The following is a 12,404-nucleotide window of genomic DNA, read 5'->3' as shown; positions in this document are numbered from 1 at the left end:
TCCCCGGCCCTCGCACGCCGTCCTCGCATGCCGGCCTCGGACGCCGTGTTCTCACGCCGTGTTCTCACGCCGTCAGAAGCTCGGTCAGCCGCTGGAAGCGGCTCTGCCACCGCTGATCCGCGGCGCTCTCGTCCTCGCCGTCGCGGGTGAAGCGCAGGAGCGTGCCGGACTCGCCGTCGGGTTCCAGGTGGAAGCGGAGCCTGCCGCCGCTGGCCACCGTGTACTCGGCGATCCGGTCGACGTCCCAGGCGGTCACCCGGCCCGTGCCCAGCTCACCCAGGGTGACCATGCCGTCGAGCCTCGGTTGCAGGACGTCGACCGGGGTGAGCCAGGCGGCCAGGCCCTCCGCGGTGGAGAGGCTCGGCCAGACCTGGCCCATGGGCCTCGGCAGTCGGATCAGCAGCTGAAGGACGGCCATGGGACCAGTGTGGCCCCTCGGTGGCTCACACGCCCGCGTAGGAGTGCTTGCCGGTGACGAAGATGTTGACGCCGTAGTAGTTGAACAGCCAGCAGCCGAAGGCGAGCATCGCCAGGTAGGCGGCCTTGCGGCCCTTCCATCCCGCGGTGGCGCGGGCGTGCAGGTAGCAGGCGTAGGCGACCCAGGTGATGAAGGACCAGGTCTCCTTCGGGTCCCAGTTCCAGTACCGGCCCCAGGCGCTGCCCGCCCAGATCGCGCCCGCGATGATCGTGAACGTCCACAGCGGGAAGACCGCCGCGTTGACGCGGTAGGCGAACTTGTCCAGCGAGGCCGACGCGGGCAGGCGTTCCAGGACCGAGGTGGCGAAGCGGCCGGGGGTGCCGCCGGTCTCCAGCTTGTTCTCGTAGGAGTCCTTGAACAGGTAGAGGATCGTGGCGACCGCGCCGACGTAGAAGACCGCGCCGCAGAAGATGGCGGTGGAGACGTGGATGTAGAGCCAGTACGAGTGCAGGGCCGGGACCAGCGGCTCGCTCGCCGTGTAGAGGACGGTGACCGCGAGACCGAGGTCCAGCAGGACCGTGGTGATCAGGAACAGGCCCATCCAGCGGACGTTCTTCTTCAGGGCCAGCAGCCCGAGGTAGATGGCGACGGCCACCGTGGAGAACGTGATGTTGAACTCGTACATGTTGCCCCACGGCGCCCGCTGCACGGAGGCGGCCCGGGTGATCACACCGGCCAGCTCCACGAGGAAGGCGAGGACCGTGAGGGAGATCGCGATCCGGCCGTAGAGGTCGCCCTGCTCGTCGCCGCCGTGCGCGCCGGGCCCGTCCGGCACGTCCCGCGAGCCCGCCGCGGAGCGGACCACGACCTTCGGGCGTTCCAGTACGGCGGTGCCGCCGGCCTTCTTGACCGTGACCGCGGGCGCCTTCTTCGCCGCGGGCTCGGTGGTGAGCGCGTTGGCGGTCCGGGCGACGCGGCTGCGGCTGCCGAGCAGCCACTCGAAGATGTAGGCGAAGAAGGCCAGCGTGTAGACGGCCATCGAGGAGTAGATGAGCGTGTTGCTCATGCTCGCGAGATGCTCGTTGGTCGCGGCGAGCGTGGTTGCGGCGGCGGAAGTCATCGCTTCTCAGCCCCTTCGGCAGGTACGGGGGATGCTGCTGACTGGTCGTCTTCGTCGGGGTCGGGAGCCCCCGGCGCCTGGTCGTAGAGGATGTCGGCGAGGTCGCCCAGTTCCTCGGGCACCTTCGCCGACTCGCTGCGGCCGAGGCCGGCCATCTCGACGACGGTGACGCCGTCGGGGCCCGGCACGGCCCGCACCCAGACGCGGCGGCGCTGGATGAACAGCGAGGCGGCGAGGCCGAAGATCGCGGCGAGCGCGCCGCCCAGCGCCCAGCCGCTGCCGGGCTCCTGGACGATCTCGAAGCCGGCCCATTCCTTGACGTCCTTCTCGAACGTCACGGAACCGGCGCCGTCGGGCAGCTGCATGGTCTGTCCGGGCTTCAGGTTGTCGCGGAACTGCGCCCCCTTGGAGTCCTTGAACTCCTTCATGTGGGACTTGTCGAGCTGGTAGACGCTCTGCGGGATGCCCGAGTCGACGCCGAGGTCGCCGTGGTACGGCGTCAGGTTGAGCACCGGGTTGCCGAGCGCCGGGAAGGTGGACAGCACCGAGGAGCCGCCGCCGTAGGTCGGCAGGAAGAACGCCGAGATGCCGAGCTGCTCGCCGACGCCCTTGGCGTTCTTGTAGCCGTCCATCACCTTGACCACGCCCTGCGAGGTGACGTTGGCGTCGAGCGGGAGCAGCGGGACGGCGTCGTGGTAGACGACGGCGCCCTTGGCGTCGCGGACCGTGACGACGGGGGCGTAGCCGTGGCTGACGAGGTAGACCTTGGCGTCGTCGATGCGCAGCGGCTGGTTCACCTTGATGGTGGTCCGCTTCGGCTTGCCGTAGGCGCCCTCGCTGTAGTCGATGTCGGCGCTGAAGGTGACCGGCGTGCCCTTGCTGGGGCCGCTGGTCTGGTAGCTGGCCTTGAAGTTCTTCAGGTCGAAGCTGAACGGCACCAGGTCGTCGGTGCTGAACAGGGAGCCGGACTTGAAGTCGTCGTACTGGAGGATCGAGTTGGCGAAGCCGTCGCCCTCGACGACCAGCTTGGTGCCGTCCGACTTGTACATCTGGCCGGAGGCGAACGCGATCAGCATCACGATCAGCGCGACGTGGAAGACCAGGTTGCCGAACTCGCGGACGTAGCCCTTCTCGGCGGCGACCGCGTCGCCGACGAGGTGGGAGCGGAAGCGGCGCTTCTTCAGCAGGGTCAGCGCCGCGTCACGGACCTCCTCGGGCGCGGCCGTGGTCCGCCAGGTGGTGTAGGCGGGAAGCCGGTTCAGCCGCTTCGGCGCGCCCGGCGGACGGCCGCGCAGCTGGCCCACGAACTGCCAGGCGCGCGGGATGATGCAGCCGACCAGGGAGACGAACAGCAGGATGTAGATCGCCGAGAACCACACCGAGCTGTAGACGTGGAACAGGCCGAGCTTGTCGTAGAGGGGCGACAGCGTCTTGTGGGCCTTGCGGAAGTCCTCGACCTTGGAGATGTCGGCGCCGGACTGCGGGATCAGCGAGCCGGGGATCGCACCCAGCGACAGCAGCAGGAGCAGCAGCAGCGCGACCCGCATGGAGGTCAGCTGCCGCCAGAACCAGCGGGCCCAGCCGACGACGCCGATGCCGGGGACGATCGGCGGCTCGTCCTGGGAGGGCGCGGTGGACAGCTGCGAGCCGGCCGCGCCGAGATCCTGATCGTCAGGGGCGTGCTTCGAACTCGTACTCATCGATCAGATCCCTACACTGAAGCCGTCGGACCAGCCCTGCATCTCCTGCACGAGGCTGTCCCAGGCCCCGGTCAGCAGCAGCACGCCGGTCACGATCATCATCGTGCCGCCGATGCGCATCACCCAGACATAGTGGCGCTTGACCCAGCCGAAGGCACCGAGCGCCTTGCGGAAGGCGACCGCGGTGAGCACGAAGGGGACGCCGAGGCCGAGGCAGTACGCGACGGTCAGTATGGCGCCGCGGCCCGCGCTGCCCTGCTGTGACGACAGGGCGATCACGGAGGCGAGGGTCGGGCCGATGCACGGCGTCCAGCCGATCCCGAAGAGCGCGCCGAGCAGCGGTGCCCCTATCAGACCGGCCGTCGGCCGCCGGTGGAAGCGGAACTCGCGCTGGGTGAACCAGGGCATCAGGCCCATGAAGAACACACCCATGGCGATCATCAGCACGCCGAGCACCTTGGTGAGGGTGCCGGACTGTTCCTGGAGGTCCTGGCCGAAGTAGCCGAACAGGGCCCCGCCGGAGACGAAGACGGCGGTGAAGCCGAGGACGAAGAGCGCGGCGCCGGTGGCCATCCGGCCGCGCCGGGCCTCGGCCAGGTCGGTGCCGGCGACCCCGGTGACGTACGACAGGTAGCCCGGGACGAGCGGCAGCACGCAGGGCGAGAAGAAGGAGACGAGTCCGCCGAGCAGCGCGATCGGCAGGGCGACCAGCAGGGCGCCGCTGAAGACGGTCTCGTTGCGGCCCGTCTCCGCGGCGACCGTGAGGAGTGCGCTCACGTCACTTCTCCGCGACGACCGGCTTGATCATCTTTTGCAGGTTCTCCTCGCTGAGCGCCGCCAGCGAGCGCGCCGCGACGTTGCCCTGCCGGTCGAGGACCAGGGTGGAGGGGATCGCCTGCGGGTTGAGCGTGCCCTTCTTGAAGCGGAGCATCAGCTTGCCCGTCGGGTCGTACAGGCTCGGGTAGCCGATGCCGTTCTGCTTCTCGAAGGCGACCGCGGAGCCGGTGCTGGTGTCGCGGGTGTTGATGCCGACGAACTGGACACCCTGGTCCGCGTACTGTTTGGAGACGGCCGCGAAGTAGGGCGCCTCGGCACGGCACGGGCTGCACCAGGAGCCCCACACGTTGAGGACCACGACCTTGCCCTTGTAGTCCGCGACGTCGAGCGTGCTGCCGTCGATGGTCTTGCCCGACAGGTCGGGGGCCGCCGCGCGGTGGCCCTTCGCGACCGTGTCGATGCCGTTCTTGCCGGCGACGAAGTTGGTGTTGCCGCCACCGCCCGAGGTACCGCCGGAGCCGCACGCGGACAGGGTCAGAGCCGCCGCGGCGGCCATGGCGCCGAGCAGGACGGCGCGGCTACGGGTACTCATGTGAAAAGTTTCGCATGCCCGTTCTGAGGATCTTGCGCACCCCCCTGGGTCCGGGATGCGCCCCCGTTTCAGGCCGCGGTCCCCTGCTTGAGGAGCGTCTTCCAGCCGCCCGTCGGCCGCTGGCCCACGTCCAGGGTGCGCAGCTTCTCCAGGACCTCGGGCTTCTGGACGTCCATCCAGTCCACGAACTGGCGGAAGGAGACCAGGCGCACGTCCGCGCCCTTCTCCTTCTCGCGGGCGATGTGCTTGAAGGCCTCCTCGACGGAGTCCATGTAGATGCCGCCGTTCCACTGCTCGAAGTGGTTGCCTATGAAGAAAGGCGCCCGGTTCGTCGTGTATGCCCGCTCGAATCCCGCTATGTACGACTGTGCGGACTGCTTCCGCCAGCCCGGGTAGTTGTAGGCCGGGGCCTTGGTCGAGTTGACCGACTGGTTGGCGAGCATGTTGTAGTCCATGGACAGGACCTCGAAGGAGTGGCCGGGGAACGGGATCTGCTGCAGCGGCAGGTCCCAGATGCCCAGCTTCTTCTGCGGCCAGACCTGGCGGCCGCCCGGCGAGGAGGCGTCGTAGCGCCAGCCGAGGTCGCGGGCGGTGGGCAGCAGGTTGTTCTGGCCGAGCAGGCAGGGCGTGCGGCCGCCGACCAGTTCCTTGTCGTAGTCGAAGGGCAGGGACGGCAGGTCGGTCCAGCCGCTGTTGGTCCGCCACTCCTTCACGAACGCCTTGGCCTGGTCGATCTCGCTGCGCCACTGCTTGGGCGTCCAGTTGCCGACCGTGCCGTAGCCGCCGCAGAAGTGCCCGTTGAAGTGGGTGCCTATCTCGTGCCCTTCGAGCCAGGCGCGGCGGACGTTGGCCAGCGTCGCCTTGATGTGCTCGTCGGTGAGGTAGCCGATGTCGGAGGCGCCCCGCGGGTTGTTCGGCGGGTTGTACAGCCGCTTCTTCGACTCCGGGAGGAGGTAGAGGCCCGAGAGGAAGAAGGTCATCGACGCGCCGTGTTCCTTGGCCAGGTCCAGGAAGCGCGGGAAGAGGCCGTTGCCGACCTCGCCGGCGCCGTCCCAGGAGAAGATCACGAACTGCGGCGGGGTCTGGCCCGGCTCCAGCGGCTCGGGGGCCGCGGGCTGGTGGGGCTGCTTGCCGGTGCGGGAGGTGGAGCCGTCGCCGAGGGGATGGGCGGTGGGCTTCGGGCTGGGCGTTCCGGAGGGAGTTCCGCCGGAACCGCCGGCGTGGGTGGCGCCGTCCGACGATGTGTGGCTCCCGCAGCCGGCGAGGCCCAGTCCGGCCGCGGCGCCCGCGCCGACGCCGAGTAGTCCCCTTCGGGTGAAGGTCCGCATGGTTCCCCGATTCGTCACGTCCGCTGGTGGTCACCCATTCAGAGGCCGGGACGAACCGGGAGGTTCCATGAGGAACAACATATTTTCAGATTAATTTAAGGAAACCGGTTTCAGGGGTGCGGAGTTCACGCCCCGAAGGCCTTGCCCTTCCCCTGCACCGGCTTGGCACCGGCGCGGAGGTGAGCCGGGACGAGGTCGATGGCCGGCTCGGAGTACCCGACGGAAACGATCCTGTCCCCTTGATATGTGAAAGTCGTCAGGGAGGCCAGGGTGCACTGCCGCTTGCGCGGGTCGTGCCACAGCCGGCGCTTCTCGACGTAGGACCGCAGGATCCAGATCGGCAGCTGGTGGCTGACCAGGACCGCCTCGTGCCCGCGGGCCCGGTCCTTGGCCGCGTCCAGCGCGCCCCGCATCCGGACGACCTGGTCGACGTACGGCTCGCCCCAGGACGGCCGGAACGGGTTGACGAGGTACTTCCAGTTGGCGGGCTTCTTCAGCGCACCGTCGCCGACCCCGAAGGTCTTGCCCTGGAAGATGTTCTCCGCCTCGATCAGCCGCTCGTCGGTGGCGAGGTCGAGACCGTGCGCCTTGGCGATCGGGGTGGCGGTCTCCTGCGCACGCTCCAGCGGCGAGGCGACGACGTACGTCACGTCCCGCGGGGCGAGGTGCTCGGCGACCCGGTCGGCCATCTTCCGGCCCAGCTCGGACAGGTGGTAGCCGGGGAGGCGGCCGTAGAGCACCCCGTCGGGGTTGTCGACCTCGCCGTGCCGCATCACGTGGACGACGGTGATGTCCTGCTGCTCGCTCATGCTGCCGTGGCCTCCGCGGCCGCTCGGGCCGCCGCCGGGAGGGCGTCGGCGATCTTCTGGATGGCCCGGTCGTCGTGGGCCGTGGAGACGAACCAGGACTCGAAGGACGACGGCGGCAGGTAGACGCCGTCGGAGAGGAGGGAGTGGAAGAACGCGGTGAAGCGGAACGACTCCTGGGCCCGCGCGTCCTCGTAGTTGCGCACCGGACGGTTGGTGAAGAAGACGGAGAACATGTTGGACGCCGTCTGCACCTGGTGCGCGACGCCCTCCTTGTTCAGCGCCTCGGAGACCAGCGCCTGGATCTGCGCGGAGACGGCGTCGACCTTCTCGTAGGCCGCCTCGTCGAGCAGCCGCAGCTGGGCCAGCCCGGCGGCGGTGGCGACCGGGTTCCCGGAGAGGGTGCCGGCCTGGTAGACCGGGCCGGCCGGCGCGAGGTGCGCCATGACGTCCGCGCGTCCGCCGAAGGCGGCCGCAGGGAACCCGCCGCCCATCACCTTCCCGAAGGTCATCAGGTCGGGCACCACCCCGTCGATCCCGAACCATCCGGCGCGGCTGGTCCGGAACCCGGTCATCACCTCGTCGGAGATGTACAGGGCGCCGTTCTTGTGGCAGGTGTCCCTGACCCCCTGGTTGAACCCGGGCGCGGGCGGTACGACGCCCATGTTGCCCGGCGAGGCCTCGGTGATCACGCAGGCGATCTCCCCGGGGTGCCGGTGGAAGGCCTCCTGCACGGCTTCGAGATCGTTGTACGGCAGCACGATCGTGTCGCCGGCCTGGGCGCCGGTGACACCGGGGGTGTCGGGCAGCGCGAAGGTGGCGACCCCGCTGCCGGCCGCCGCGAGCAGCGAGTCGACGTGACCGTGGTAACACCCGGCGAACTTGATCACCTTGGTGCGCCGGGTGAATCCGCGGGCCAGCCGGATGGCGCTCATGGTGGCCTCGGTCCCGCTGCTGACCAGCCGCACCTGCTCCAGCGGGTCGATCCGGGCGACCATCTCCTCGGCCAGGGCGACCTCGCCCTCGCCGGGCGTGCCGAAGGAGGTGCCGCGGGAGACGGCGTCCTGGACGGCGGCGATGACCTCGGGGTGGGAGTGGCCGAGGATCATCGGCCCCCAGGAGCAGACGAGGTCGACGTACTCGCGGCCGTCGGCGTCGGTGAGGTAGGCCCCCTTGCCGGAGACCATGAAGCGGGGGGTGCCGCCGACGGCACGGAAGGCGCGCACCGGGGAGTTCACGCCGCCGGGCGTGACCGCGGAGGCGCGGTCGAAGAGCGCCTGTGAGACGGGCGCGTCGTAGGGATAGGGCGTTTCGCTCTGGGCACTCATGGCGTGCGGCTTCTCCGGCTTCTCGGACTCCGGTTGCTGGGTGACCTCCTCAGGGTAGGCGGAGGAGCCTGCTCTGCTCGCAGCGACGGTGGCCTTCGCGGGGCGGACGCGAGCGGACGCGGTGACGGCGGGGCCTCTCGTACGGGTAATCGGCGGGCCCGGCGCGGGGCCCTGGGCATCTGCGAGACTGTGACCCGATACACCCAGCTCATCCGGTACAGAGCCGGCCGGAGGCTGTAAAGATCCTGCGGACTGATGTTTCGACGCACGTTTCGGCGGGCGGCCGTGGGGGAGGTCACTGACACGATGATCGGGTTGCGCGGCGGGGGCCACGCGTCCTAGAAAAGCAGTCGGGTGGAGATATGCATCGCGGTGGCGGACTGGGCGAGGGGACTGACGACCTGGGTCCTCGACGTGCCCGGCGGGGAAGGCACCGACGCGACGCGGAGGAAGCGGCTGAGGCAGCACGTCAGGAACAGGGCGGCGTACCGAGTGAGTCCGATCGGCGCGACCGACGTATCGATCAGTGGGACCAGAGGGGCCAGCGGATCGATCGCCGGATCGAACGTTCTCAGACCGGTAGCAGGAATGGTGGTCGGGTGGGGGTGACGTACAAATACTTCGGCGCACCGGACGGCGCGACCGCGGCCCGGGTCCCGATCTCCATGCGCCCCGAGGAACTCGGCGGCGACGAGCTCGGTATGAACGGCATGTTCACGAAGATCAAGCCGGAGACCATGGCCGCGATGGTGCTGACGGGCATCGAAGGCGTGCCCCTGAACAAGGTGCCGCCCCTGGAGCTGGTCGTCCTGCACCCGGACTACGCGGTCGTCAAGCTCCCCATGACGGTCGTGGACCCGCTGCGCGGCATAGGCGAGGAAGCGGTCGGCGCGGCGGCCTTCATCTGGTCGACGGTCCCGGACCGGGGCGGCCCGAGGGACGCGTTCAACGTGTATCAGCTGCTGCACGAGTGGCAGGACTTCAGCCACCGGCTGCATGAGGCGGGGCATCAGCCGTATTGCCTGGTGTGGCCCTGAGCTGGGGGCTCGGGGGTTTCGGGCGGGGTTCTCGGACCCCGCCCTCTGTGTGCGCCCAGGGCCGGTCGGGTCAGCGGATGCGGGCCACGCCTGCGTAGATGCCGCTGCCCTCGGCGGCCGGGGCCACGGAGGCGGCGAACCACTCCGTCGCGGTGACCAGGCCCGGCGTCACGAGGTCCATGCCGTCGAAGAACCGTTCCACCTCGGGGCGGGTGCGGAAGGCGAGCTTGATGCCGCCCTTGGCGTACTCGGCGACGACCTGCTCGACGAGGTCCGGGTAGAGGTCGGACGCGGCGTGCGACAGGATCAGGTGGCTGCCGGAGGGCAGCGTGCCGACCAGGGCGCGGACGATGCCGTGGGCGTCCTGCTCGTCGCTGATGAAGTGCATCAGCGCGATCAGCGACAGCGCGACCGGGCGGTCGAAGTCCAGGATGTGCCGGGCGTGCCGGACGATCGCCTCCGGGTCGCGGACGTCCGCCTGGATGTAGTCGGTCGCGCCCTCGGGCCGGCTGATCAGCAGCGCCTCCGCGTGCCGCAGGACGATCGGGTCGTTGTCGGTGTAGACGACCTTGGCCGACGGCACGACGTTCTGCACGATCTGGTGCAGGTTCGGCTCGGTGGGGATGCCGGTGCCTATGTCCAGGAACTGGTCGATGCCCTGGGTGGCGAGCCACGCGGCGGCGCGGTGCATGAACTGGCGGTTCTGCCGGGCGGCGTCCCTGGCCTCGAGCGGCAGTTTCTCGCCGACCGCCTCGTCGACGGGGTAGTTGTCCTTGCCGCCGAGCAGCCAGTCGTAGACCCGCGCAGGGTGCGCCCTGCTGGTGTCGATCGACGGAGACGGCTGAGGATTGGTCGTCATGGCAACTCCATCGCGCCGGTGAGAAGTACAGAGCGAGTTCGCGGTGATCGTACTCGTCATCTCATCTGCCATGGAAAGTGGGCGACTTGAACACCCCTGGAGGGTTTCGATGCGCAAGGTGACCTATTCGATGAGCATGTCGCTCGACGGCTACATCGTCGGGCCGGACGGAGGGTTCAACTGGTCGGCCCCCGACCCGGAACTGTTCCGCTTCTGGATCGAGGAGATCCGGGAGGTCGGCGTCCACCTGATGGGGCGGCGGCTGTACGAGACGATGCTGTACTGGGAGACCGCCGACCAGGAGCCCACGTTCGACGACGCGGACCGCGAGTGGACCGCGCTGTGGAACCCGCTGCCGAAGGTGGTGTTCTCCACCACGCTCTCGGAGGTCCGGGGCAACGCCCGGCTGCTCACGGGCGGCGTGGCGGAGGAGATCGCGCGGCTGCGGGCCGAGCCGGGGACCGGCGACATCGCGATCGGCGGCGCGACCCTCGCCGCCGAGGCGGCCGCGTCCGGCCTGATCGACGAGTACCGGGTCATGGTCTACCCGGTGCTGGTCGGCGGCGGCATTCCGTTCTTCCCCAGGGAGGAGCGCCGGGTGGACCTGGAACTCGTCGAGAGCCGCACGGTCAGTTCGGGGGTCGTCTACCTCCGGCACCGGGTGGTGCGCGAGGCGGCCCCGGCGCCGGACGGGACAGAGTGAGCGGCCGCCCTCAGATCCAGGTGTCGAGCCACATCCTCGCCTGCCAGCCGGCGTACGGGATGGTCCGGCCGGTGTAGATCGGGAAGAAGTAGACGAAGTTCCAGGCGATGAGCAGGACGAGGACGCCCGCGGCCACCGCGCCGGTCCGGCGCCTGCGCTCCGTCGCGCCCGGCGGCCCCAGCATGGCCCCGATCATCATCGTCACGGCCAGGCACAGGTAGGGCACGAAGGCGACCGCGTAGAAGGAGAAGATCGTGCGGTCCTGGTAGAGGAACCACGGCAGGTAGCCGGCGCCGACCGCGCACAGCACGGCGCCGGCCCGCCAGTCGCGGCGCAGCGCCCAGCGGTGGAGCAGGTAGACCAGGGCGAAGCAGGCGGCCCACCACAGCAGCGGGGTGCCGAGCGCGAGCACCGTCCGGGTGCACGGGGTGGCGGTGTGGCAGCCGTCCTCGCCGGGCTGCGGCGAGGTGTAGGAGAACAGCACCGGCCGGCCCTGCACCAGCCAACTCCACGGATTCGACTGGTATTTGTGCGGCGTGTGCAGCCCCACGTTGAACTGGTACACCAGGTACTCGTAGTGCCACAGGCTGCGCAGCGGGGCCGGGATCCACGACCAGGTGCCGCCGCGGCCGTCCGCCCAGTGGCGCCCCCAGCCGTCGTCGGACAGGAACCAGCCGGTCCAGGTCGCCAGGTAGGTGGCGACGGCGACCGGCGCGAGGGAGAGCGCGGAGGGTACGAGGTCCTTGCGCAGCACCGCCCGGTACGGGTGCCGGGCTCCGGCGACCCGGCGCGCGCCGACGTCCCAGAGCAGGGTCAGGACCATGAAGAAGACCAGGAAGTAGAGGCCGTTCCACTTGGTGGACGCCGCCAGGCCGAGGAAGAGGCCGGCCGCGAGCCGCCAGGGCCGCGCGCCCGTCCCCGTGCGGTCGCCGGTGTCGCCGTCCGGGCGGATCCGGCCGTCCGGGCCGGCCGGCAGCGCCGCCGCGAGCCGGGCCCGCGCCCGGTCCCGGTCGACCAGCAGGCAGCCGAAGGCCGCCAGCACGAAGAACATCACCACGAGGTCGAGGAGTGCGGTCCGGCTCATCACGACGTGCAGGCCGTCCACCGCCAGCAGCGCGCCGGCCAGGCAGCCCAGGAAGGTGGACCGGAACAGGCGGCGGCCGATCCGGCACAGCATCAGGACCGACACCGTGCCGAGCAGCGCGGTCATGAACCGCCAGCCGAACGGGGTGAGGCCGAACAGCCCCTCCCCCAGGGCGATCACCCACTTGCCGGTCGGCGGGTGCGCGACGAACGACCCTCCGTCGGAGAGCGGGATCACCTGCGGATGGGCGAGGATCTGCGGGTCGGCGATCTTGCGGTCCGGCCAGCTGCCCTCGTAGCCGAGCCGCAGCATCGACCAGGCGTCCTTGGCGTAGTAGGTCTCGTCGAAGACGATCTCCCGCGGGCTGCCGAGCCGCCAGAACCGGATCGCGCCCGCCAGCACGGCGACCAGTAGCGGCCCCAGCCACGCCATGGCCCGCGCGGCGCGGTACGCCGGGGCGGGCGCGAGACCGAGGAACTCCCATGGGCGCGGGGACGGTTCGGGGAACGGCGGGACGAGCCGCTCCCGCACGTCGGCGGCGGGGCGGACGGGAGCCGGACCGGCCGGCCGCCGGTCTCCGGGCCGCGTCCGGACGCCGGTACCGCGACTCCGGTCCGTTCCGTCCGACCCGTCCGACCCGTCCGATCCACCC

General features: G+C 70.1%; 12 protein-coding genes. 2 read left to right on the top strand and 10 right to left on the bottom strand.

The features are described from left to right. Nucleotides 1-64: 64 nt before the first annotated feature. The 8 genes from ACIQOE_RS14040 to hemL all read right to left on the bottom strand — a co-directional run bounded on the left by ACIQOE_RS14040 (nt 65) and on the right by hemL (nt 8,069). Nucleotides 65-418 (bottom strand): hypothetical protein, encoded by a 354-nt coding sequence (locus tag ACIQOE_RS14040; protein ID WP_401411662.1) that lies wholly within the window; start codon nt 416-418, stop codon nt 65-67. Nucleotides 419-443: 25 nt separating this feature from the next. Further along, entirely contained in the window at nt 444-1,538 is a 1,095-nt protein-coding gene (gene ccsB / locus ACIQOE_RS14035) for a c-type cytochrome biogenesis protein CcsB (protein WP_351327942.1), read from the bottom strand. Further along, nucleotides 1,535-3,238 carry a cytochrome c biogenesis protein ResB gene (locus ACIQOE_RS14030; RefSeq protein ID WP_401411660.1) on the bottom strand — a complete coding sequence of 568 codons (1,704 nt, stop codon included), beginning with the start codon at nt 3,236-3,238 and terminating at the stop codon, nt 1,535-1,537. Before ACIQOE_RS14030 ends, ccsB begins: the two co-directional genes overlap by 4 nt. Before the next feature lie 3 nt (nt 3,239-3,241). Next, nucleotides 3,242-4,015 carry a cytochrome c biogenesis protein CcdA gene (locus ACIQOE_RS14025; protein WP_351327946.1) on the bottom strand — a complete coding sequence of 258 codons (774 nt, stop codon included), beginning with the start codon at nt 4,013-4,015 and terminating at the stop codon, nt 3,242-3,244. Between the two features lies 1 nt (nt 4,016). Further along, complete coding sequence (locus tag ACIQOE_RS14020; protein ID WP_351935024.1) at nt 4,017-4,607, bottom strand: TlpA disulfide reductase family protein; 591 nt, start codon at nt 4,605-4,607, stop codon at nt 4,017-4,019. Between the two features lie 68 nt (nt 4,608-4,675). Beyond that, on the bottom strand, nt 4,676-5,935 hold the full coding sequence (locus ACIQOE_RS14015) for a hypothetical protein (protein WP_401411657.1): 1,260 nt from the start codon (nt 5,933-5,935) through the stop codon (nt 4,676-4,678). Between the two features lie 125 nt (nt 5,936-6,060). Continuing rightward, the gene (locus tag ACIQOE_RS14010) at nt 6,061-6,744 is read right to left on the bottom strand and encodes a histidine phosphatase family protein (protein WP_351327953.1); all 684 of its coding nucleotides are present in this window, start codon (nt 6,742-6,744) and stop codon (nt 6,061-6,063) included. Further along, nucleotides 6,741-8,069: a glutamate-1-semialdehyde 2,1-aminomutase gene (hemL, locus tag ACIQOE_RS14005; protein WP_351327955.1), complete on the bottom strand. Its 1,329-nt coding sequence runs from the start codon at nt 8,067-8,069 to the stop codon at nt 6,741-6,743. Before hemL ends, ACIQOE_RS14010 begins: the two co-directional genes overlap by 4 nt. A gap of 362 nt (nt 8,070-8,431) precedes the next feature. Here hemL and ACIQOE_RS14000 point away from each other — a divergent pair, with 362 nt between their 5' ends. Then, a complete protein-coding gene (locus ACIQOE_RS14000) occupies nt 8,432-9,106 on the top strand; it encodes a hypothetical protein (RefSeq protein ID WP_351327957.1) in 675 nt (224 codons plus the stop codon). A gap of 70 nt (nt 9,107-9,176) precedes the next feature. Here the strand turns inward: ACIQOE_RS14000 and ACIQOE_RS13995 are convergent, their stop codons facing one another. Further along, nucleotides 9,177-9,965 (bottom strand): SAM-dependent methyltransferase, encoded by a 789-nt coding sequence (locus ACIQOE_RS13995; protein WP_351327971.1) that lies wholly within the window; start codon nt 9,963-9,965, stop codon nt 9,177-9,179. 109 nt (nt 9,966-10,074) lie between these two features. On the opposite strand from ACIQOE_RS13995, the gene ACIQOE_RS13990 reads away from it, so the two are divergent. Further along, nucleotides 10,075-10,668, top strand: coding sequence for a dihydrofolate reductase family protein (locus tag ACIQOE_RS13990; RefSeq protein ID WP_351327973.1), 594 nt, complete (start codon nt 10,075-10,077; stop codon nt 10,666-10,668). 10 nt (nt 10,669-10,678) lie between these two features. Here ACIQOE_RS13990 and ACIQOE_RS13985 read toward each other — a convergent pair whose 3' ends face one another. After that, nucleotides 10,679-12,283 (bottom strand): dolichyl-phosphate-mannose--protein mannosyltransferase, encoded by a 1,605-nt coding sequence (locus ACIQOE_RS13985; protein WP_401411654.1) that lies wholly within the window; start codon nt 12,281-12,283, stop codon nt 10,679-10,681. Nucleotides 12,284-12,404 lie beyond the last annotated feature (121 nt).

The organism is Streptomyces sp. NPDC091282 (genome assembly GCF_044757385.1).
Lineage (GTDB): Bacteria > Actinomycetota > Actinomycetes > Streptomycetales > Streptomycetaceae > Streptomyces > Streptomyces gramineus.
This window is presented reverse-complemented; position numbering and strand designations above follow the sequence as displayed.

Bases quoted from the DNA above. Each gene is read 5' to 3' on its own strand.
- ACIQOE_RS14040 (WP_401411662.1), bottom strand. From the start codon at position 418: ATGGCCGTCCTTCAGCTGCTGATCCGACTGCCGAGGCCCATGGGCCAG.
- ccsB (WP_351327942.1), bottom strand. From the start codon at position 1,538: ATGACTTCCGCCGCCGCAACCACGCTCGCCGCGACCAACGAGCATCTC.
- ACIQOE_RS14030 (WP_401411660.1), bottom strand. From the start codon at position 3,238: ATGAGTACGAGTTCGAAGCACGCCCCTGACGATCAGGATCTCGGCGCG.
- ACIQOE_RS14020 (WP_351935024.1), bottom strand. From the start codon at position 4,607: ATGAGTACCCGTAGCCGCGCCGTCCTGCTCGGCGCCATGGCCGCCGCG.
- ACIQOE_RS14015 (WP_401411657.1), bottom strand. From the start codon at position 5,935: ATGCGGACCTTCACCCGAAGGGGACTACTCGGCGTCGGCGCGGGCGCC.
- ACIQOE_RS14010 (WP_351327953.1), bottom strand. From the start codon at position 6,744: ATGAGCGAGCAGCAGGACATCACCGTCGTCCACGTGATGCGGCACGGC.
- hemL (WP_351327955.1), bottom strand. From the start codon at position 8,069: ATGAGTGCCCAGAGCGAAACGCCCTATCCCTACGACGCGCCCGTCTCA.
- ACIQOE_RS14000 (WP_351327957.1), top strand. From the start codon at position 8,432: ATGCATCGCGGTGGCGGACTGGGCGAGGGGACTGACGACCTGGGTCCT.
- ACIQOE_RS13995 (WP_351327971.1), bottom strand. From the start codon at position 9,965: ATGACGACCAATCCTCAGCCGTCTCCGTCGATCGACACCAGCAGGGCG.
- ACIQOE_RS13990 (WP_351327973.1), top strand. From the start codon at position 10,075: ATGCGCAAGGTGACCTATTCGATGAGCATGTCGCTCGACGGCTACATC.